Annotated in this window: 18 protein-coding genes; 12 read left to right on the top strand and 6 right to left on the bottom strand. The window is 71.2% G+C overall.

The features are described 5' to 3' along the window. Positions 1-189 precede the first annotated feature (189 nt). The 6 genes from ftsZ to AC07DA_RS09845 all read left to right on the top strand — a co-directional run bounded on the left by ftsZ (position 190) and on the right by AC07DA_RS09845 (position 5,151). The gene (ftsZ, locus tag AC07DA_RS09870) at positions 190-1,383 is read left to right on the top strand and encodes a cell division protein FtsZ (RefSeq protein WP_479126274.1); all 1,194 of its coding nucleotides are present in this window, start codon (positions 190-192) and stop codon (positions 1,381-1,383) included. 10 nt (positions 1,384-1,393) lie between these two features. After that, complete coding sequence (gene pgeF / locus AC07DA_RS09865; RefSeq protein WP_479126273.1) at positions 1,394-2,125, top strand: peptidoglycan editing factor PgeF; 732 nt, start codon at positions 1,394-1,396, stop codon at positions 2,123-2,125. 5 nt (positions 2,126-2,130) lie between these two features. Beyond that, positions 2,131-2,850 carry a YggS family pyridoxal phosphate-dependent enzyme gene (locus tag AC07DA_RS09860; RefSeq protein WP_479126271.1) on the top strand — a complete coding sequence of 240 codons (720 nt, stop codon included), beginning with the start codon at positions 2,131-2,133 and terminating at the stop codon, positions 2,848-2,850. Between the two features lie 129 nt (positions 2,851-2,979). Beyond that, complete coding sequence (locus AC07DA_RS09855) at positions 2,980-3,621, top strand: cell division protein SepF (RefSeq protein WP_479126270.1); 642 nt, start codon at positions 2,980-2,982, stop codon at positions 3,619-3,621. A 70-nt stretch (positions 3,622-3,691) separates the two neighbouring features. Beyond that, positions 3,692-3,976, top strand: a complete 285-nt coding sequence (locus tag AC07DA_RS09850) for a YggT family protein (protein ID WP_007448661.1) — start codon at positions 3,692-3,694, stop codon at positions 3,974-3,976. 53 nt (positions 3,977-4,029) lie between these two features. After that, entirely contained in the window at positions 4,030-5,151 is a 1,122-nt protein-coding gene (locus AC07DA_RS09845; RefSeq protein WP_344542267.1) for a DivIVA domain-containing protein, read from the top strand. A 219-nt stretch (positions 5,152-5,370) separates the two neighbouring features. On the opposite strand, the gene ileS is transcribed toward AC07DA_RS09845, so the two are convergent. Then, the gene (gene ileS, locus AC07DA_RS09840) at positions 5,371-8,523 is read right to left on the bottom strand and encodes an isoleucine--tRNA ligase (RefSeq protein WP_479126268.1); all 3,153 of its coding nucleotides are present in this window, start codon (positions 8,521-8,523) and stop codon (positions 5,371-5,373) included. A 606-nt stretch (positions 8,524-9,129) separates the two neighbouring features. Here ileS and AC07DA_RS09835 point away from each other — a divergent pair. From AC07DA_RS09835 to AC07DA_RS09815, 5 genes are all read left to right on the top strand, one after another. After that, positions 9,130-10,521 (top strand): TraR/DksA family transcriptional regulator, encoded by a 1,392-nt coding sequence (locus AC07DA_RS09835; protein WP_479126267.1) that lies wholly within the window; start codon positions 9,130-9,132, stop codon positions 10,519-10,521. 88 nt (positions 10,522-10,609) lie between these two features. After that, positions 10,610-11,281, top strand: a complete 672-nt coding sequence (lspA, locus tag AC07DA_RS09830) for a signal peptidase II (protein ID WP_479126266.1) — start codon at positions 10,610-10,612, stop codon at positions 11,279-11,281. Positions 11,282-11,343: 62 nt separating this feature from the next. Further along, positions 11,344-12,288 (top strand): RluA family pseudouridine synthase, encoded by a 945-nt coding sequence (locus tag AC07DA_RS09825; protein WP_479126264.1) that lies wholly within the window; start codon positions 11,344-11,346, stop codon positions 12,286-12,288. Continuing rightward, positions 12,285-12,755: a GNAT family N-acetyltransferase gene (locus AC07DA_RS09820; protein ID WP_479126262.1), complete on the top strand. Its 471-nt coding sequence runs from the start codon at positions 12,285-12,287 to the stop codon at positions 12,753-12,755. The genes AC07DA_RS09825 and AC07DA_RS09820 overlap by 4 nt, the downstream gene beginning before the upstream one ends. Before the next feature lie 96 nt (positions 12,756-12,851). Beyond that, on the top strand, positions 12,852-14,438 hold the full coding sequence (locus AC07DA_RS09815) for a Na+/H+ antiporter (protein WP_479126260.1): 1,587 nt from the start codon (positions 12,852-12,854) through the stop codon (positions 14,436-14,438). 303 nt (positions 14,439-14,741) lie between these two features. On the opposite strand, the gene AC07DA_RS09810 is transcribed toward AC07DA_RS09815, so the two are convergent. After that, positions 14,742-15,884 (bottom strand): mechanosensitive ion channel family protein, encoded by a 1,143-nt coding sequence (locus AC07DA_RS09810; RefSeq protein ID WP_479126258.1) that lies wholly within the window; start codon positions 15,882-15,884, stop codon positions 14,742-14,744. A gap of 62 nt (positions 15,885-15,946) precedes the next feature. Here AC07DA_RS09810 and AC07DA_RS09805 point away from each other — a divergent pair, with 62 nt between their 5' ends. Then, on the top strand, positions 15,947-16,561 hold the full coding sequence (locus tag AC07DA_RS09805) for a dienelactone hydrolase family protein (RefSeq protein WP_479126715.1): 615 nt from the start codon (positions 15,947-15,949) through the stop codon (positions 16,559-16,561). 26 nt (positions 16,562-16,587) lie between these two features. Here the strand turns inward: AC07DA_RS09805 and AC07DA_RS09800 are convergent, their stop codons facing one another. The 4 genes from AC07DA_RS09800 to AC07DA_RS09785 form a co-directional block, all read right to left on the bottom strand. Continuing rightward, positions 16,588-18,258 (bottom strand): alkaline phosphatase D family protein, encoded by a 1,671-nt coding sequence (locus tag AC07DA_RS09800; protein ID WP_479126256.1) that lies wholly within the window; start codon positions 18,256-18,258, stop codon positions 16,588-16,590. Between the two features lie 92 nt (positions 18,259-18,350). Then, the gene (locus AC07DA_RS09795) at positions 18,351-19,169 is read right to left on the bottom strand and encodes a thioredoxin domain-containing protein (protein WP_479126255.1); all 819 of its coding nucleotides are present in this window, start codon (positions 19,167-19,169) and stop codon (positions 18,351-18,353) included. Between the two features lie 167 nt (positions 19,170-19,336). Next, the gene (locus AC07DA_RS09790) at positions 19,337-20,032 is read right to left on the bottom strand and encodes a hypothetical protein (RefSeq protein ID WP_479126253.1); all 696 of its coding nucleotides are present in this window, start codon (positions 20,030-20,032) and stop codon (positions 19,337-19,339) included. A gap of 69 nt (positions 20,033-20,101) precedes the next feature. Next, complete coding sequence (locus AC07DA_RS09785) at positions 20,102-21,430, bottom strand: DUF2252 domain-containing protein (RefSeq protein ID WP_479126251.1); 1,329 nt, start codon at positions 21,428-21,430, stop codon at positions 20,102-20,104. Positions 21,431-21,591: the final 161 nt, after the last annotated feature.

The raw sequence follows: 21,591 nt of genomic DNA, 5'->3' as shown, positions 1-21,591 counted from the left end.
CGCCACTTGTCGACTTAGTGTCCTGTTCAGAAGACTCCAAGGAACGGACACACTGGTAACCCTAAACTTCAGGGTTAGGGTTCGGGTCGGCGATACGGACCGTCCCATTCGGCATCAGTCGTCGGGTCGCGGGGCGCAGGGCGTCACGGGGATTCGGCGACACGTAACTCGAGGCGAGAGGCCTTCGACGTGGCAGCACCGCAGAACTACCTCGCAGTCATCAAAGTCATCGGTGTCGGCGGCGGTGGTGTCAATGCCATCAACCGGATGATCGAGGTCGGTCTCAAGGGCGTCGAGTTCATCGCCATCAACACCGACGCGCAAGCTCTGTTGATGAGCGACGCCGACGTCAAGCTGGACGTCGGCCGCGAACTCACCCGCGGACTCGGCGCCGGAGCCAACCCGGCCGTGGGCCGCAAGGCCGCCGAGGACCACCGCGAGGAGATCGAGGAGGTCCTCAAGGGGGCCGACATGGTCTTCGTGACAGCCGGTGAAGGCGGCGGCACCGGCACCGGCGGGGCGCCCGTCGTGGCCAACATCGCGCGCAACCTGGGTGCCCTCACCATCGGTGTGGTCACGCGCCCGTTCACCTTCGAGGGGCGGCGCCGCGCGAACCAGGCCGAGGACGGCATCGCCGAGCTCCGCGAAGAGGTCGACACCCTCATCGTCATCCCGAACGACCGGCTGCTGTCCATCTCGGACCGCCAGGTCTCGGTGCTCGACGCCTTCAAGTCGGCCGACCAGGTCCTGCTCTCCGGCGTCCAGGGCATCACCGACCTCATCACCACCCCCGGCCTCATCAACCTCGACTTCGCCGACGTCAAGTCGGTCATGTCCGACGCCGGTTCGGCCCTGATGGGCATCGGCTCCGCCCGCGGGGACGACCGCGCGGTGGCGGCCGCCGAGATGGCGATCTCCTCCCCGCTGCTGGAGGCCTCCATCGACGGCGCCCGCGGGGTGCTGCTCTCCATCTCCGGCGGCTCCGACCTCGGCCTGTTCGAGATCAACGAGGCCGCCCAGCTGGTCAGCGAGGCCGCCCACCCCGAGGCCAACATCATCTTCGGCGCGGTCATCGACGACGCCCTCGGCGACGAGGTCCGGGTCACCGTGATCGCCGCCGGCTTCGACGGGGGCCAGCCCCCGGCCCGCCGGGAGAACGTGATCGGCTCGGCCTCGGCCAAGCGCGAGGAGCCGGCCCCGGTCCGGCAGACGGAGAGCCGTCCGGCCTTCGGTTCGCTCGGCAGTGTGACGCCGAAGGAGGACCCGGAGCCCGCCCCGAAGCCGGTCGAGGACATCCCGGTCGCCCCGCCGGTCCCGCCGGCGCCGCGCGCCTACTCGGACAGCGCGGCCGAGGAACTGGACGTACCGGACTTCCTCAAGTGATCCTTCTGACGTGATAGGACAGCGCGAGAGCGTGAGCGGCGCGCACTTCGCCTTCACCGACCGGTGGGGCGGGGTGAGCGCCGCTCCGTATGAGGAGCTCAACCTCGGCGGAGCGGTCGGAGACGACCCCGGCGCCGTACGCACCAACCGGGAGCTGGCCGCCAAGTCCCTGGGCGTCGCACCGGACCGGGTGGTCTGGATGAACCAGGTGCACGGGGCGGACGTGGTGGTCGTGGACGAGCCGTGGGGATCTTCGCCGGAGATCCCGCCGGTCGACGCGGTCGTCACCACCCGGCGGGGGCTCGCCCTCGCGGTACTCACCGCCGACTGCGTGCCGGTGCTGCTGGCCGACCCCGTCGCCGGGATCGCCGCCGCGGCCCACGCGGGCCGTCCCGGCATGATCGCCGGTGTCGTCCCGGCCGCGCTACGCGCGATGACGGACCTGGGCGCCGACCCCTCCCGGATCGTCGCCCGCACCGGGCCCACCGTGTGCGGCCGGTGTTACGAAGTGCCCGAGGCGATGCGCGCCGAGGTGTCCGCCGTCGAGCCGGCGGCGTACGCCGAGACGAGCTGGGGCACACCGGCGGTCGACGTGAGCGCCGGAGTGCACGCCCAGCTGGAACGGCTGGGGGTGCACGACCGGGAGCGGTCACCGGTGTGCACGCTGGAGTCGCACGATCACTTCTCGTACCGGCGCGACCGCACCACCGGGCGGCTCGCGGGCTATGTGTGGCTGGACTGACAGGCATGACGGACCGTAAGGACGAACTCGCCACGAACCTGGCGAAGGTGGAGCGGCGCATCGCCGACGCGTGCGCGGCCGCGGGGCGCCCGCGTGAGGACGTGACCCTGATCGTGGTCACCAAGACCTACCCCGCGAGCGACGTGCGGATCCTCGCGGAGCTCGGCGTGCGGCACGTCGCCGAGAACCGCGACCAGGACGCGGCGCCCAAGGCCGCCGCGTGCTCGGATCTGCCCCTGACATGGCACTTCGTGGGTCAACTCCAGACCAACAAGGTGCGATCCGTGGTCAATTACGCGGATTACGTGCAGTCCGTCGATCGCTCCCGGCTCGTCACCGCCCTCTCCAAGGAGGCCGTGCGGGCCGGTCGCGAACTGGGGTGCCTGCTGCAGGTCGCGCTCGACGCCGGGGTGAGCGGGCGGGGCGAGCGCGGGGGCGTGGCGCCCGAGGGCGTCGAGGAGTTGGCCGGTCTCGTCGCCGGCGCACCCGGGCTGCGGCTCGCCGGTCTGATGACCGTCGCGCCGCTCACCGGCGAGTACGCGGGACGCGAACGGGCGGCGTTCGAGCGGTTGATGGATTTGTCGACCGACCTGCGCCGGAGTCATCCGGCTGCCACCATGGTCTCGGCAGGGATGAGCGCGGACCTCGAACAGGCCGTGGCGGCCGGAGCGACACATGTGCGCGTCGGCAGCGCGGTACTCGGAGTCCGCCCCCGGCTCGGGTAACGTCGCCAAGAAGTCGGACCACAGCAGAAAATATGGTCATTGCCGCCGAAAGGCGGATTCAAGGACCACGTGGATCGCGGGCACTTGGCAGTCGTCAGCCGATCCACCACAGAGCGGAGGACTCAGAGCATGGCCGGCGCGATGCGCAAGATGGCGGTCTACCTCGGCCTCGTGGAGGACGATGGGTACGACGGCCGCGGATTCGACCCCGACGACGACTTCGAACCCGAACTGGACCCCGAACCCGAACGGGATCACCGTCGGCACGAGCCGTCCCACCAGCCGCATGTCTCACATCAGCCCCAAAGGGACGAAGAGGTACGAGTCGTACAACCGCCCGCACCGCGCGAGCCGGCCCCCCGCTCCACTTCGCTCCCCGCGGAATCCAGCCGCCCGGCGCGCATCGCGCCCGTGGCATCCATCACACAAGAACGCGCAAGTCTGGAGAAGAACGCACCGGTGATCATGCCCAAGGTCGTGTCGGAACGAGAGCCTTACCGGATCACCACACTCCACCCGCGGACCTACAACGAGGCCCGTACCATCGGGGAACACTTCCGTGAGGGCACCCCGGTGATCATGAATCTGACTGAGATGGATGACACAGACGCGAAGCGACTTGTCGACTTTGCGGCCGGTTTGGTGTTTGGTCTTCACGGCAGTATCGAGCGGGTGACGCAGAAGGTGTTCCTGTTGTCGCCTGCTAACGTCGATGTCACGGCGGAGGACAAGGCCCGCATCGCAGAGGGCGGGTTCTTCAACCAGAGCTGAGACGCACCACCGGAAACATCAGTACACAGCACTACACAGCAGGGCACAGGGGAGAGGGAAGCAAGAGGTCATGAGCGTGGTCTTGGATGTCGTCTACATCGCGCTGATGTGCTTCCTCATCGTGCTCATCTTCCGGTTGGTCATGGACTACGTCTTCCAGTTCGCCCGCTCGTGGCAACCCGGCAAGGCGATGGTGGTCGTTCTGGAGGCCACCTACACTGTCACCGATCCACCGCTCAAGCTTCTGCGGCGGTTCATTCCGCCGCTGCGTCTCGGGGGCGTGGCGCTCGACCTGTCCTTCTTCGTACTGATGATCATCGTCTACATCCTGATCTCGATCGTGAGCCGGCTGTGAGCGATGTGAACCATGGTCTTGCCGAATGCCGACGACTACGTTGAGGTGAAGAGATGCCGTTGACCCCCGAGGACGTGCGGAACAAGCAGTTCACGACCGTCCGCCTCCGAGAAGGCTATGACGAGGACGAGGTCGATGCCTTCCTCGACGAGGTCGAAGCCGAATTGACCCGCCTGCTCCGCGAGAACGAGGACCTGCGCGCCAAACTGGCCGCGGCCACGCGCGCTGCTGCCCAGAACCAGCAGAACATGCGCAAGCCGCCGGAGCAGGACCAGCAGCAGCAACAGCAGCAGCAGGGCATGCGAGGTCCGGGTGGTCCCGTACCCGCCGGCATATCGGGCCCGCCGCAGCAGCAGATGGGTGGCCCCATGGGTGGCCCGCCCCAGCTGCCGAGCGGTGCCCCGCAGCTGCCCGCCGGTCCCGGCGGTCAGGGTGGTCCCCAGGGTCCTGGTGGTCCCGGTCCGATGGGCCAGGGTCCGGGTCCGATGGGTCAGCCCCCGATGCAGCAGCAGATGGGTGGTCCGATGGGCGGCCCCATGGGCGGTCCGATGGGCGGCCCCGGTCAGGGAGGCCCCGGCGGCGACAGCGCCGCGCGTGTCCTCTCGCTGGCCCAGCAGACCGCCGACCAGGCGATCGCCGAGGCCCGTTCCGAAGCCAACAAGATCGTCGGTGAGGCGCGTTCGCGTGCCGAGGGTCTGGAGCGTGACGCCCGTGCCAAGGCAGACGCCCTGGAGCGGGACGCGCAGGAGAAGCACCGCGTCGCGATGGGCTCCCTGGAGTCCGCCCGCGCCACGCTGGAGCGCAAGGTCGAGGACCTGCGCGGCTTCGAGCGCGAGTACCGCACGCGCCTGAAGTCGTACCTGGAGTCGCAGCTGCGTCAGCTGGAGACCCAGGCCGACGACTCGCTGGCCCCGCCGCGCACTCCGGCGACCGCGTCCCTCCCGCCGTCCCCGGCGCCTTCCATGGCACCGGCCGGCGCGAGCGCCCCGTCCTACGGTGGCAACCAGACGATGGGCGGCCCCCCCTCGCCGTCCGCTCCGTCCTACGGTGGCCAGCAGCAGATGTCCCCGGCGATGACCCAGCCGATGGCGCCGGTGCGTCCGCAGGGTCCGTCCCCGATGGGGCAGGCGCCCTCGCCCATGCGGGGCTTCCTGATCGACGAGGACGACAACTGACGGCCTGATGGCCAGTAGTACGGCGTAGACGTCGGCGGCGTTCAGGGCGAGGCCCCGGGTTCACCCCCGGGGCCTCGCCCTTTGCCACGTCCGTTCGTACCCGTGCGAGCGCGTTCGTGCGAACGCGCCCGCGGTCGGGCGCACGCAACGCCGAAGGCCCGGGCCCGCCGAGATTTTTTCGGCGGGCCCGGGCCTTCGGTGCGAGAGGTCCCGGGGGCGTTACGCCTTGCGCAGGCGGAACGTCAGGGACAGGCCCTCGTCGGTGAACGGCTCGCCGTAGCCGCCGTCCGCCTCGCCCTGGGCGAAGTCCGTGGCGAGGACCTCGTCGGCGATCAGCGGCGCGTGCTCGGTGAGGGCCTCGGTGACGGCCGGGTCGGTCGCCGTCCAGCGCAGGGCGATGCGGTCGGCCACGTCGAGACCGCTGTTCTTGCGGGCCTCCTGGATCAGGCGGATCGCGTCACGGGCGAGGCCCGCGCGGCGCAGCTCCTCCGTGATCTCCAGGTCCAGGGCGACCGTCGCCCCCGCGTCGGACGCCACCGACCAGCCCTCGCGCGGGGTCTCGGTGATGATGACCTCGTCGGGGGCCAGCGTGATGGTCTCGCCGTCGACCTCGACGGATGCCGTGCCCTCGCGCAGAGCCAGGGACAGGGCGGCCGCGTCCGCGTTCGCGACGGCCTTCGCCACGTCCTGGACGCGCTTGCCGAACCGCTTGCCCAGCGCGCGGAAGTTGGCCTTCGCGGTGGTGTCGACCAGGGAGCCGCCGACCTCGCTGAGCGTCGCCAGGGACTCGACGTTCAGCTCCTCCGTGATCTGCGCGCGCAGTTCGGGGTCCAGCGCGTCGAAGCCGGTGGCCGCGATCAGCGCCCGGGAGAGCGGCTGGCGGGTCTTGACGCCCGACTCCGCGCGCGTGGCCCGGCCCAGCTCCACCAGGCGGCGCACCAGCACCATCTGCTGCGACAGCTCCGGGTCGATGGCGCTGAGGTCCGCCTCCGGCCAGGACGACAGGTGCACCGACTCGGGGGCGCCCGGGGTGACCGGGACGATCAGGTCCTGCCAGACCCGCTCGGTGATGAACGGGGTCAGCGGGGCCATGAGCTGCGTCACGGTCCGGACGACCTCGTGCAGGGTGCGCAGGGCCGCCTTGTCGCCCTGCCAGAAGCGGCGGCGGGAGCGGCGCACGTACCAGTTGGACAGGTCGTCGACGAACGCGGACAGCAGCTTGCCGGCGCGCTGGGTGTCGTAGGCGTCCAGCGCCTGGGTGACCTGGTCGGTCAGCGCGTGCAGTTCGGACAGCAGCCAGCGGTCCAGGACCGGGCGGTCGGCCGGGGCCGGGTCGGCCTCGGACGGGGCCCAGCCGGCCGTGCGGGCGTACAGGGCCTGGAAGGCGACCGTGTTCCAGTACGTCAGGAGCGTCTTGCGGACGACTTCCTGGATCGTGTTGTGGCCCACGCGGCGGGCCGCCCAGGGGGAGCCGCCGGCCGCCATGAACCAGCGGACCGCGTCGGCGCCGTGCTGGTCCATGAGCGGGATCGGCTGCAGGATGTTGCCCAGGTGCTTGGACATCTTGCGGCCGTCCTCGGCGAGGATGTGACCGAGGCAGACCACGTTCTCGTACGACGACTTGTCGAAGACGAGCGTGCCGACCGCCATCAGCGTGTAGAACCAGCCGCGGGTCTGGTCGATGGCCTCGCAGATGAACTGCGCCGGGTAGCGGGTCTCGAACAGCTCCTTGTTCTTGTACGGGTAGCCCCACTGCGCGAACGGCATCGAGCCCGAGTCGTACCAGGCGTCGATCACCTCGGGCACGCGCGTGGCCGTCCTCCCGCAACCGCCCTGCGGGCAGGCGAAGGTGACCTCGTCGATGAACGGGCGGTGCGGGTCCAGGCCCGACTGGTCGGTGCCGGTCAGCTCGGTCAGCTCGGTGAGGGAGCCGACGCAGGTGAGGTGGTCGTCCTCGCAGCGCCAGATGGGCAGCGGGGTGCCCCAGTAGCGGTTGCGGGACAGCGCCCAGTCGATGTTGTTGTTGAGCCAGTCGCCGTAGCGGCCGTTCTTGACCGTGTCCGGGAACCAGTTGGTGTTCTCGTTCTCCGCGAGGAGGCGGTCCTTGATCGCCGTGGTGCGGATGTACCAGGACGGCTGGGCGTAGTAGAGCAGCGCGGTGTGGCAGCGCCAGCAGTGCGGGTAGCTGTGCTCGTACGGGACGTGCTTGAAGAGCAGGCCGCGCTCGTCGAGGTCGGCGGTGAGCTTCTCGTCGGCCTTCTTGAAGAAGACGCCGCCGACCAGCGGGACGTCCTCCTCGAAGGTGCCGTCGGGGCGGACCGGGTTCACGACCGGCAGGCCGTAGGAGCGGCAGACCTTGAGGTCGTCCTCACCGAAGGCGGGGGACTGGTGGACCAGACCCGTGCCGTCCTCGGTGGTGACGTACTCGGCGTTGACGACGAAGTGGGCCTCGGCCGGGAACTCCACCAGCTCGAAGGGGCGCCGGTAGGTCCAGCGCTCCATCTCGGCGCCCGTGAAGGTCTGCCCGGTGCTCTCCCAGCCCTCGCCGAGGGCCTTGGCGAGCAGCGGCTCGGCGACGACGAGCTTCTCCGTGCCTTCCGGGCCCTTCGTCGCGACGACGTAGGTGACCTCGGGGTGCGCGGCGACCGCGGTGTTGGACACCAGGGTCCAGGGGGTGGTCGTCCACACCAGCAGCGCGGCCTCGCCGGCGAGCGGGCCGGAGGTGAGCGGGAAGCGGACGAAGACCGAGGGGTCGACGACCGTCTCGTAGCCCTGCGCCAGCTCGTGGTCGGACAGGCCGGTGCCGCAACGGGGGCACCAGGGGGCGACGCGGTGGTCCTGGACCAGCAGGCCCTTGTTGAAGATCTCCTTCAGGGACCACCAGACCGACTCGATGTACTCGGGGTCCATCGTGCGGTACGGGTCGTTCAGGTCGGTCCAGTAGCCCATGCGGGTCGTGAGTTCTTCGAAGGCGTCCGTGTGCCGGGTCACCGACTCGCGGCACTTCTCGTTGAACTCGGCGATGCCGTACGCCTCGATGTCCTGCTTGCCGGAGAAGCCCAGTTCCTTCTCGACGGCGAGCTCCACCGGGAGGCCGTGGCAGTCCCAGCCGGCCTTGCGGGCGACGTGGTAGCCGCGCATGGTGCGGAAGCGGGGGAAGACGTCCTTGAAGACGCGGGCCTCGATGTGGTGGGCACCGGGCATGCCGTTGGCGGTGGGCGGGCCCTCGTAGAACACCCATTCGGGGCGGCCCTCGGACTGCTCCAGGCTCTTGGCGAAGATCTTCTGCTCGCGCCAGAAGTCGAGCACGGCGTGCTCGAGGGCGGGCAGGTCGACCTGGGCGGGGACCTGGCGGTACGTCGGCGATGTCATCAGCGGGCTTCCTCCGGCGGACTTGCTGCCTTCCGTCCGGAGGGACGAGAGCTACGTCTGCCTGCGCCGCCTTCGGCGCGCTCCCGCGGTACCACCCTCCTTGACCCCCCGGCACGGGGTGTGCGCCGGTGAGCCCCCTCATTGGGGTCGCGATGCCGGGTCTACTGGCCGCTGCCTTCGCTGCGGCGTTCTTCCGGCGGCTCCGGGGTGATCTTCACGTCGCGCTCGCCCCCGGGCTCCCACCGTCCCCGGGTCGCTCTGGGCTGCGTACGCCGCTACTCGTCCCCATCCACGCTTTTCGCTCCGCCCAGTGTACGGCGCCCGGCGGACAGCGGCCGACCGCTTTTCGGGACTCCGGGGGACGGGGTGTCGAGGGGCTTTTGGGTTTGATGACCTGAATGGGGTGGTATGGGTGTTCGGATCCTGGGACGTCCGGCTCGGCGGATTACCGGACGGGGAGCTGGGCACAACCGATGCAGGTTCGCCGCGCGGCGTGCGCGAGGCGGGCGAATCGGGCGGTGTGCCCCGTTGCCGCGGGACTCGAGTCGATTTATCGTCCCAGCACGATTCACGAGCAAGATCACAATATGTGAAGGGGCCGCGGCCATGGTGGCGAAGAAGACCGCCGTACAGCAGCCGGCGTCCGGCAGGCCGGGGGAGGCCTCCGGCGGTGCGGCCAAGGGCGTGGGCGGGAAGAAGTCCGCGCAGGGGGGCGCGGCGGGGCGTGCGGTGAAGGGGGCGGTGGAGAAGGCGGCCGGGGGGACGAAGGCCGCGGTGCAGAAGACCAAGGCGGCGGTCAGGAAGGTGGCACCGGCGCAGACGGATTCGGCCGCGAAGGCGGAGAAGGGGAAGGCACCGGCCGCGGGGACGGCCTCGGAGGAGAGGGCGGCGGCGGAGAAGAGGCCGGCGAAGAAGGTGCCGGCCGGGGAGGCGGCCGCGAAGAAGACGGCGGCCTCGAAGAAGACGTCGCCGGTCAAGAAGGCGTCGGCCAAGAAGGCGCCGGCCAAGAAGGCGCCGGTCAAGAAGGCGCCGGTCAAGAAGGCGGTGTCGAAGAAGGCGGTGGCGGGGCGGGGGGCCTCGACGGCGGTGGCCGGAAGCGAAGCGGCGCAGCCCGGGAAGACGGCCGGAACGAGCGAACCGGCGGCGGCCGAGGAGACGGCCGCGAAGCAGGCTTCGGCCGAGCCGACGCCGGTCAAGAAGGCGGCGTCGAAGAAAGCAGGCGCCAAGAGGGCTGTGGCGGGGAAGGCTCCGGCCAGGAAGGCGGCGGCGGGGAAGGCCGCCGGCGGTGCGGGGAGGACCGTGGGGGCCGGGGCCGGGAAGAAGGGCGCTGAAGGCGTTGCCGGGCAGGGCGCCGCAGGCGGGAGCACCACCACGGGGAGCACCACCACGGGGAGCACCACCACGGGGAGCGCCGGCGCGGGCACCGCCCGCACCGGCGCGGTCACACAGGACACGGCCGGGAGCAGCACGGCCAAGAAGGCGGGCGCGGCAGGGGCCGCACCGCAGACGGGAGCGACGACGGTGGGTGCGAAGAAGACTCCTGGCACGGCCACGGCGGCGAAGACCGCCGTTCCGAAGGCACGGGCGGGCGCGGCGGAGCCCGGTGAGCTCGCGGTACGCCCGGGCGAGGACCCCTGGACGGCGGAGGAGGTCGAGGAGGCCAGGTCCGAGCTGATGTCCGAGGAGGCGCGGCTGCGGGAGGAGATCACCTCGTCGGAGCGGTCGCTCGCCGGTCTGATGCGGGACTCCGGGGACGGTGCCGGCCACGACGAGGCGGACACCGGCAGCAAGAACATCACGCGCGAGCACGAGCTGGCCCTGGCCGCCAACGCGCGCGAGATGCTCGACCAGACCGAGCGCGCCCTGGACCGCCTCGACTCCGGCACCTACGGCCTGTGCGAGAACTGCGGCAACCCCATCGGCAAGGCCAGGATGCAGGCCTTCCCACGGGCCACGCTGTGCGTGGAGTGCAAGCAGAAGCAGGAGCGCCGGTACTGACCCCCGCCGAATGCCTCCTGAGCACGTGCGTCGCGCGAGGCGTGACGTACCCTCGTGCTCAGTCAGGCACCTAGGTTGAGGGACTCACGTGGCAGAGGCGGAGCGCATCATCGGTACGCCGGACACACCGGACGCGGCCGGGGACGGACGGGAGCGGCCCGGTGCAGACGACACCGGCGCCCGGGCGGGCGAGTCCGGCACCGAACCGACGGGGCCGGTGGCCGCCGGGGCCTCCGGCGCCGGCGAGCCGCGGACCGCGGCCGGCCCGGGCCGGGGCAAGCGCCGGATCGCCGTGCTCTTCGGGGTGGCCATGTTCGCCTACGCCCTCGACCTGATCAGCAAGATGATCGTGGTCGCCAAGCTGGAGCACCACCCGCCGATCGAGATCATCGGGGACTGGCTGAAGTTCGAGGCCATCCGCAACGCGGGCGCCGCCTTCGGCTTCGGCGAGGCCTTCACCGTGATCTTCACGGTGATCGCCGCCGCGGTGATCGTGGTGATCGCCCGTCTCGCCCGCAAGCTGTACAGCCTGCCCTGGGCGATCGCGCTCGGCCTGCTGCTCGGCGGTGCGCTGGGCAACCTCACGGACCGGATCTTCCGGGCGCCGGGCGTCTTCGAGGGCGCGGTCGTGGACTTCATCGCGCCCAAGCACTTCGCCGTCTTCAACCTGGCCGACTCGGCGATCGTGTGCGGCGGCATCCTGATCGTGCTGCTGTCCTTCAAGGGGCTCGACCCGGACGGCACCGTCCACAAGGACTGAGCGCGCGGAGGTTGTCCACAGGCGCGTACGGGGGTACCGGGCCCGTCCGGCATACTCGACGGGTGAGCACGCTTCCCGAGATCCGTACCCTGCCCGTGCCCGACGGCCTGGAGGGCGAGCGCGTCGACGCCGCCATCTCCCGCATGTTCGGCTTCTCCCGTACCAAGGCGGCCGAGCTCGCCGCCTCGGGGAAGGTCACGGTCGACGGATCGGTGGTCGGCAAGTCGGAGCGGGTGCACGGCGGGGCCTGGCTGGAGGTCGAGATGCCCCAGGCGCCCGCGCCGGTGCAGGTGGTGGCCGAGCCGGTCGAGGGCATGGAGATCGTGCACGACGACGATGACGTGGTCGTCATCGTCAAGCCGGTCGGCGTGGCCGCGCACCCGTCGCCCGGCTGGACCGGGCCGACCGTCATCGGAGGCCTCGCCGCCGCCGGGTACCGCATCTCGACCTCCGGCGCCGCCGAGCGCCAGGGCATCGTCCACCGCCTGGACGTCGGCACGTCGGGGCTGATGGTCGTGGCCAAGTCGGAGTACGCGTACACGTCGCTGAAGCGCCAGTTCAAGGAGCGCACGGTCGACAAGCGGTACCACACGCTCGTCCAAGGCCACCCCGACCCGACCAGCGGCACCATCGACGCGCCCATCGGACGGCACCCGCAGCACGACTACAAGTGGGCCGTCACCGCCGAGGGCAAGCCGTCGGTCACGCACTACGACCTCATCGAGGCGTTCCGCGCGGCGTCCCTGCTGGACGTGAAGCTGGAGACCGGCCGCACCCACCAGATCCGCGTCCACATGGCCGCCCACCGGCACCCCTGCGTCGGCGACCTGACCTACGGCGCCGACCCCACGCTCGCCAAGCGGCTGCGCCTGACCCGGCAGTGGCTGCACGCGGTGCGGCTCGGCTTCGAGCACCCCGGCGACGGGCAGTGGGTGGAGTTCTCCTGCGACTACCCGGAGGACCTGCGGAACGCCCTGGACCAGGTGCGGGAGGAGACGTACGCGTGAGCGTCCCCGGCTACGCGGTGCGGGTCGCCGAGGGCCCGGCCGACCGCGAGGCGTGCTTCGCGGTGCGCAAGGAGGTCTTCGTCGGCGAGCAGGGCGTGCCGGAGGACCTGGAGTACGACGCGTACGACGCCGGGGCCGTCCACGTCCTGGCGGTCCGGCCGGACGGTGTGCCCCTCGGGACCGGGCGGCTGCTGGTCGGGGACGCGGCCGTGGCGCAGACTGGGGCCGGTCCGTCCGTGGGTTCCCTCGGCCGGCTCGCCGTGGCCGCTCACGCGCGCGGGCTCGGTGTCGGAGCCGCCCTGGTGCGGGCCATCGAGGAGGCGGCACGCGCGCGGGGGCTCACGGCCGTGGACCTGCACGCCCAGACGCACGCACTCGGCTTCTACGAGCGGCTCGGTTACGTGGCCTACGGGCCGGAGTACCTGGAGGCGGGGATTCCGCACCAGGGGATGCGGCGTTCGCTCTAGCCCTGCCGCGGCGGGTGCCGAAACGGTTTGTCGCGGGAGTTGCGTGGCAGGCTTGAGATCAGTCGTGTGACCGTCTGACCTCCCGGAGCGCTGACCGTGGATCAGTTGGCCCTGTTGTTCGTGCTGCTGCTCGGGGCCGTGATCAGCGTCCCGGTGGGGGACCGGCTCGGGATGCCCGCGCCGGTGCTGATGACCCTGCTCGGCATAGTCCTGGCGCTGCTGGACTTCGTTCCGAACGTCGACATCCCGCCGGACCTGATCCTGCCCCTGCTGCTGCCGCCCCTGCTGTACGCCGCCGTGCGGCGCACCTCGTGGCGGCAGTTCGCGGCGAACAAGAGACCCATCTTCCTGCTGGCCGTGGCGCTGGTGTTCGTCACCATGGCCTGCGTGGCCGCCGCGGCGAACGCGATCGTGCCGGGGCTGCCGCTCGCCGCGGCGTTCGCGCTGGGCGCGCTGGTGGCACCGCCCGACCCGGTCGCGGCCACCGCCGTCGCCGGGCAGCTGGGGCTGCCGCGCCGGCTGGTGTCGATCCTGGAGGGCGAAGGGCTGTTCAACGACGTGACGGCCATCGTCCTCTACCACGTGGCGATCGCCGCCGCCGTGAGCGGGACCTTCTCGCCCTGGCAGGCCGGGCTGGACCTGGTGCTCTCGGCCGTCGTGGCGATCGCCGTCGGGCTCGCGCTCGGCTGGGGCACGAACAAGCTGATGGAGCTGCTCAACGACGCGACCTTGCAGATCGGGCTGACGCTGCTGGTGCCGTACGCCTCGTACGTGATGGCCGAGGAACTGCACGGCTCGGGGGTGCTCGCGGTGCTCACCACCGCGTTGTTCCTCGCGGAGTACGGTTCCGACGCCGACGACGTCATGACGCGGCTGGCCGGGCACACCTTCTGGAACATCGTCGACACGCTCGTCACCGGCGTCGCGTTCGGCCTCGTCGGGCTGGAGCTGCACAACGCGATCAACACCGCGGCCGGCCGGTGGGGCCAGCTGCTCGGGTGGGCGGCGCTGGTGGTGTGCGTGGTGGTGTTCGTACGGCTGCTGTGGCTGCTGCCGGCGACCTGGCTGACCAAACGGCTGCACGCGCGGCGGGACTACGACGAGGACATCCCGGTGAGCTGGCGCGAGACCGTGGTGATGTGGTGGTCGGGGATGCGGGGTGTGGCCTCGGTCGCGCTGGTGCTGGCGATCCCGCTGGAGACGGACTCGGGGGCGCCGTTCCCCAACCGGGACGAAATCATCTTCATCGCGTTCGGCGTGATCATGGTCACGCTGGTGGTGCAGGGGCTGACGTTGCCGTGGCTGGTGCGGCGGCTCGGGGTGAAGGCCGACACGGACGCGGAGAAGGAGTTCGCGAAGGCCCTGGCGATCCGGGCGTCGAAGGCGGCGAAGCGGCGGTTGCGGGAGATCGAGGAGGACGAGGAGCTGCCGGAGGAGCTGTCCGAGCAGATGCTGCGGCGGGCGTTCGACATCGGGGTGCGGATCAGCCCGGAGGTGGCGGAGGACGAGCGGCGTGAGGCGCACCGGGAGCGGGCCCGCCAGCTGAAGCGGATGCGGCGGATCCAGCAGGAGATGCTGAGCGCTGCGCGGCACGAGGTGCTGGCGGCGCGGAGTGAGCCCGAGGCGGACCCCGAGGTGGTGGACCGGGTGCTGCGCCATCTCGACGTGCGGAGCCTGCGGTGAGTTTCCCGCGCGCGCACCGCCCGTAAGGGTGCTCCAGGGGTCCTGGTCTCCGGGGGACGTGCTCGCCGCCGGCGGTGGGCGGCCGTCGGGCGGTCGGTGATGGGCGGTGGGTGGTGGGCGACGCGATGGGCGCGGGGCGCCGGGACCGGCTGGTCGGCGAGGCCCCCGAAAGGCGGGCCGGGACGCCCGGGGACGCTGCCGAGACTCCGTACTGGCTCGCCTGGCCGGCGGACACGAGGACGGCTGCCCGCGCCGCGGGCAGCCGTCCTGCCATCGTTCTTCGGTGTGCGCGCCCCGGGCGCGTCAGCGCTCCGACCGGGACGAGCCGTGGTACCGGCGCTGGACGGGGACCCCGTCCGGGGACGGCCGCGCGCCGTCGTGCGACGGATGGCCGCCGTTGCGGGACGGCGGCAGTACCGCGTCCGCCGTGTTGACCCTGGGCAGGGCGTACGGGTGCTCGTCGGCCAGCCAGCGGATCATCCGCTCGCGGACCGCGACCCGCACCGTCCAGATGTCGTCGGCGTCCTTGGCCGTCACCAGCGCGCGCACCTGCATGGTGCTCGGCGTGGTGTCCGTGACGGACAGGTCGTAGGCGCGGCCGTCCCAGGCCGGGCACTCGCGCAGGATGTCGCGCAGCTTGTCGCGCATCGCGTCCACGGGGGCCGTGTGGTCGAGGTGCCAGAAGACGATGCCGGTCATCTGCGGTGTCCCGCGCGACCAGTTCTCGAAGGGCTTGGACGTGAAGTACGACACCGGCATGGTGATCCGGCGTTCGTCCCAGGTGCGCACGGCCAGGAACGTCAGTGTGATCTCCTCCACCGTGCCCCACTCGCCGTCCACGACCACGGTGTCCCCGATGCGCACCATGTCGCCGAAGGCGATCTGGAACCCGGCGAACATGTTGCTCAGCGTGGACTGCGCGGCGACACCGGCGACGATGCCGAGGATGCCGGCCGAGGCCAGCAGCGAGGCACCGGCCGCCCTGAACGCCGGGAAGGTCAGCAGCATGCTGGCCGCGGCCACCACACCGACGATCGCGGACACCACCCGCATGATCAGCGTCACCTGGGTGCGCACCCGGCGGACCCTGGCCGGGTCGCGGTGGGCGCGGGCATGGGCGTACCGGCTGTAGGACGTCTCGACGATCGCCGCCGCGATGCGGATGATCAGCCACGCGGCCGACCCGATCAGCACCAGGGTCAGCACCCGGCCGACGGCCTCCTCGCGGCTCTGCAGCAGTTGCGCCTCCTCGTACGAGCCTCTCAGCAGGGCGGCGCACAGCACGAGCTGGTAGGGGATGCGGCCACGGCGGAGCAGACCCCACAGCGGGGTGTCGTGGTGCCGTTCGTCGGCCTTGCGCAGCAGGAAGTCGGTGGCCCAGCCGATCACCAGCGTGAGCACGACCGAGCCACCGACCACGAGCAGCGGTCGTAGCAGGTTCTCCATGCACCCGAACCTAACCGGCTCACCGGGGGCATGAACATGTGACTTCGGCGGCGTCCTGGGTACTGCCGCGATCCCGGCTCGTCACACCCGGCTGGCACCATGGCCTCATGAACATCATGCTCTTTCACTCGGCGTTCGGGCTGCGGCCCGCGGTGCGCCAGGCCGCCGACCGGCTGCGCTCGGCCGGTCACGAGGTGTGGACGCCCGACCTCTTCGAGGGGCGTACGTTCGAGACGGTCGAGGAGGGCATGGAGCACAAGGAGAAGATCGGCAAGGACGAGCTGCTGAGGCGGGCCGTGCTGGCGGCCGCGCCCTACTCGGAGCGCGGGCTCGTCTACGCCGGCTTCTCGCTCGGCGCCTCCATCGCCCAGACCCTCGCCCTCGGCGACGACAAGGCCCGCGGGCTGCTGCTCCTGCACGGCACGTCGGACATCGCGCCGGGCGTCCAGGCGGACGAGCTGCCGGTCCAGCTGCACGTGGCGGAGCCGGACCCGTTCGAGACGGACGACTGGCTGAGCGCCTGGTACCTCCAGATGGGCCGCACCGGCGCCGACGTCGAGGTGTACCGGTACGCCGGGGCCGGTCACCTCTACACCGACCCCGACCTGCCCGACTACGACGCGGAGGCCGCCGAGGCCACCTGGCGGGTGGCGCTCGGCTTCCTCGACAGCCTCTGATTCCTCGACAGCCTCTGAGGGACGGCTCAGACCGGGTCGTAGACGCGTTCGAGCTTCTGCGTGCCGCTGCGCGTGCGGTACGAGCGGGACCACTTGGCCGTCGCGTCGCGCCGCGCGCGGTCGGAGACGACGTAGAAGTCCATCTGCGCGCGCTCGGCCGTGATGTCCAGGACGCCGAAGCCGTGGCGGTCGGTGTCGACCCAGTGGACGTGCCGGTTGGCCGCGCGGATGACCGGTGAGGCGACCGCGGAGACCGTGCCCTCGGGAACCTTGACGATGTCGTCGAGGTTGTCCGAGGTGACGGAGGTGACCACGAACTCCGTGGCGGCCGAGGGGGAGAGCGGGTACGTGCCGGCGTCGACCGGGACGTCGTTGGCCCAGGCCATGTGGATGTCGCCGGTGAGGAAGACCGTGTTGCGGATGGCGTTCGCGCGCAGGTGCGCCAGGATCTCCCGGCGGTCGTCGGTGTAGCCGTCCCACTGGTCGGTGTTCAGGGCGAGGCCCTCCTGCGGCAGGCCCAGCAGCTTGGCGAGCGGCTTGAGCAGGTCGGCGGAGAGCGAGCCGATGGCGAACGGCGAGATCATCACCGAGTTGCCGACCAGCCGCCAGGTGGTGTCGGACGCCTTCAGGCCCGCCTTGAGCCAGTCGAGCTGGGCGCGGCCGGTGAGGGTGCGGTCCGGATCGTCGACCTCGCCGTTGCCCACCTTGACCTGCTGGGAGCGGAACGAGCGCAGGTCCAGCAGCGAGAGGTCGGCCAGCTTGCCGAAGCGCAGCCGGCGGTAGGTGGTGCCGGCGATCGCGGGACGCACGGGCATCCACTCGAAGTAGGCCTGCTTGGCGGCGGCCTGACGGGCCGGCCAGGTGCCCTCGGCGCCCTCCGTGTGGTTCTCGGCGCCGCCCGACCAGGCGTCGTTGGCGATCTCGTGGTCGTCCCAGATGGCCACGACCGGGGCCGCCGCGTGCAGGGCCTGCAGGTCCGGGTCGGTCTTGTAACGGGCGTGCCGCACGCGGTAGTCGGCGAGGGTGAGGATCTCGTGCGCCGGGGCGTGCGGGCGGACGACCGTGCCGCGGGTGCCGTACTCGCCGGTGCCGTACTCGTAGATGTAGTCGCCCAGGTGCAGCCAGGCGTCCAGGTCGCCGCGGGCCGCGAGGTGGCGGTACGGGGAGAAGTAGCCGGCCTCCCAGTTGGCGCAGGAGACCACGCCGAAGCGCAGGCCCGGGACGGCGGCGTCGTGCGCGGGGGCGGTGCGGGTGCGGGCGGCGGGGGAGTCGGTGCCGCCAGCGGAGAAGCGGAACCAGTACTCCGTGCCCGGCTCCAGGCCGCGGATGTCGGCCTTCACGGTGTGGTCGGAGGCGGCGGTCGCGAGGGTGGAGCCCTTGGCGACGACATGCGTGAACGCCTTGTCCCGGGCGACCGTCCAGCTCACCTCGGTGTCCGGGCCGAGCCCGGAGCCGGGTATCGCCTCCGGGGCGGGCGTCACGCGGGTCCACAGCAGGATGCCGTCCGGCAGCGGGTCACCGGAGGCGACGCCGTGCAGGAAGGCGGGGGCCTGGCCTACGGCGCGCGCGGGCAGGGTTGCCGCCAGCGGCCCGGCCAGGACAGCGGTCGCCGCCGCGGCCTTGACGACCGTACGGCGGCGCGGGGTGAGGGAGTTGAGGCCCTCGGACGTGTTCGATGATCTGTATCGACTGGTCACGAGCCATCAGGTTACTGGTCGGTATGCGCCGGAGCGGGCGAACTCCGGAAGTTCGCCCGCTCTTCACATGCCGGCCGGTCCCCGGCCCGGCGTCACTTCTTCAGGGCCTCGCCCACGACCCGGTTGAAGTCGGCCACCGTCATCAGCGGCGTGCCCTGGCCGTCGGCGGTGAGCTGCTTGCCGTCCATGACGAGGCCCGGCGTGCCCGTGACGCCGTCCTTGTTGTCGTCGAAGGTCTTCGACATGGCCATCGCCCAGGCGTCGTAGGTGCCCTTCTCGACTGCGTCCTGGAACTTGTTGTTGCCCTTCAGCTCCGGGACGCTGTCGGCGACCTTGATCAGGTAGCTGTCGTCCTTGAACTTGTCGGTCGTCTCCTCCGGGTGGAACTTGGCGGAGTACAGCGCGGCCTTGTAGTCGAGGAAGGCCTGGTCGCTGACGTTCAGGGCGGCGCCCAGGGCGCTCAGCGCGTTCTTGGAGCCCTCGCCGTTGTCCTTGTCGTCGATGAAGGTGGCCCCGATGAACTGCATCTTGTACTTGCCGTCGTCGATGTCCTTCTTCATGGTCGGGCCGACGACCTGCTCGAACTGGGCGCACACCGGGCAGCGCGCGTCCTCGTAGACCTTCAGGGTCTTCTTCGCCGAGTCCTTGCCGATGACGACCGTGGTGCCGTCGGTGCCCGTGGTGTTGGCCGGGGCGACGACCTCGGCGTCCTTCTGGGACTCCCAGTAGGAGGGCTTGTTGCCCTGGACGACCGCGTAGCCGATGCCGCCGGCTATCGCCAGGACGCCGACGACGGAACAGGCGACGATGATCTGCCTCTTGGCCTTCGCCCGCTTGGCCTCGCGCTCACGCTCGACACGCAGCCGCTCGCGGGCCGCCGTCTTGGCCGCCTGGCTGTTCCGCTTGCTCATGGTGATGTTCTCCGTGGGGGACGCGCACACGTCGTGTGCGGAATACGTAAGGGGGACTGCTCGTGCTCGGAAGTGCCGCGCGCGAGGCGGTGCCGCGCGCGAGGCGGTGCCTGATGCGAGGGCGGTGCCTCACGCGACGGCGGGTGCCTCAAGCGACGGTGGGTGCCTCAGACGAGGGCGGGTGAGCACGGCGGTCCGCGCCGCCCCAGGGAGTACGCCAGGACCAGGTCGCGGGCGGTGGACGTGCGGCCTGCGGTGCGCGAGGGCAGCCGGCGGCCGGCCGGACGCCGCCGCACCGTCACCGCGGCGAACGCCAGGAGCAGCGGCCGGAACGTCGTCGCCGTCACCGCCCGCAGCAGCTGGGCCAGGGCCCGCTCGCCGCGGCGCAGCCAGACGGCGGCGCTGAGGCCGACGCCGAGGTGCGCCCCGAGCAGCAGCCAGGCCGTGGCCGGGTCGGCGTGGGCGACCACCGCCGCGAGCCGCTCCGTGCCGGTGGCCCCGGCCATCCGGGCCAGCGGCGTGCCCACCTCGCCGCCGCCGCACAGCACCTCCAGGCCGACCGAGCGCAGCGGACCCGCGACCGGGCCGCCCGCGCGGCCGTAGCAGGCGTGCTGCCCCGTGGTGAACACCGTGTCGGCGGCCAGCTCCAGCGGGATCAGCAGGGCGGCGATCCGTCCGAAGGAGCGCTCGCGGCCCGCCAGGGCGTACGCGAGGGCGAACACGGCGGCGGCGACCGCCGCCACCGTGCCCACCGGCAGCGGGACCCGGGACAGCAGCACGTGCGACGCGGTGCTGAGCGTCACGACCACGGCCGTGAACAGCGCCGCGCGCACGGCTCTGAGCGGGATCCCGGATATGTCCATAGCGAGAGAAGAGTCTGTCACGGAGCCCTGTAAGGGACCCCTAAAGGATGCCTGTGTGAGCCGTTTCCGTCACAGACCCGGGATCCGGCCGTTGCGGAAGAGGTCCACGAAGGTCTGGTGGTCGGCACGCGCGCGTGCGCCGTAGCCGTGCGCGAAGTCGACCAGCAGGGGCGCGAAGCCCTCCTCGTCGGCCGCGATCGCCGCGTCGATGGCCCGCTCGGTGGAGAACGGCACCAGGGACTCGCCGGACTGGTCGTCGGCCGCCGCGTGCATCGCGGCCGTCGCCCGGCCGAGGTCGGTCACCACCTGGGCGATCTCCTCCGGGTCGTCGATGTCGCCCCAGTCGAGGTCGACCGCGTACGGCGAGACCTCGGCGACCAGCTGGCCCGCGCCGCCCAGCTCGGTCCAGCCCAGCCAGGGGTCGGCGTGCGCCTGGAGGGCGCGCTGGGAGATGACCGTGCGGTGCCCCTCGTGCTGGAAGTAGTCGCGGATCGCCCGGTCCGTGACGTGCCGGGAGACGGCCGGGGTCTGGGCCTGCTTGATGTAGATCACGACGTCGTTCTCCAGGGCGTCGCTGTGGCCCTCCAGGAGGATGTTGTACGACGGCAGCCCCGCCGAGCCGATGCCGATGCCGCGGCGGCCGACGACGTCCTTCACCCGGTAGGAGTCGGGGCGGGCCAGGGAGCTGTCCGGGAGCGTCTCCAGGTAGCCGTCGAAGGCCGCGAGGACCTTGTAGCGCGTGGCCGCGTCCAGCTCCACGGAACCGCCGCCGGGCGCGAAGCGGCGCTCGAAGTCGCGGATCTCCGTCATGGACTCCAGCAGCCCGAAGCGGGTCAGCGACCGGGCGTCGCGCAGCGCGTCCAGCAGCGGGCCCTGGGCCGTGTCCAGCGTGAACGGCGGCACCTCGTCGCTCTTCGCGCCCGTGGCCAGGGCGTGGATCCGCTCCCGGTACGCGCCCGCGTACACCCGCACCAGCTCGGTGATCTGCTCGTCGCTGAGCGCCTTGGCGTACCCGATCAGCGCGATCGACGCCGCGAAGCGCGCCAGGTCCCAGGTGAACGGGCCCACGTAGGCCTCGTCGAAGTCGTTCACGTTGAAGATCAGGCGGCCGTTGGCGTCCATGTACGTGCCGAAGTTCTCCGCGTGCAGGTCGCCGTGGATCCACACGCGCGAGGTGCGCTCGTCCAGGTAGGGGCCGCTCAGCAGGCCCTGGCGCTCGAGGTCGTGGTAGAAGAGGCACGCCGTGCCCCGGTAGAAGGCGAAGGCCGAGGCCGCCATCTTCCGGAACTTCACGCGGAACGCGGCCGGGTCGGCGGCCAGCAGCTGGCCGAAGGCGGTGTCGAAGACGGCGAGGATCTCCTCACCGCGGTGCTCGCCGTCGAGCTGCGGGAACGACATCGCTGGGTGCCTCCTGGTGCGTGCGTCTCAGGGCGGCAGGTCCGCCCTCTGCCTAACGTGCGGGGCCACGCCCGAGTGCCCGCGGCCCCCGCACGACGGTACGCGGGTCAGGCCCCCGCGTGTCAGTGCCGAGGCATAGACTTCGACGCTGTCCCCCAGAC

Source organism: Streptomyces sp. NPDC044921 (assembly GCF_056432865.1).
Note: the sequence above shows the minus strand (reverse complement) of the source record. Positions and strands in the feature narration are given on the sequence as shown.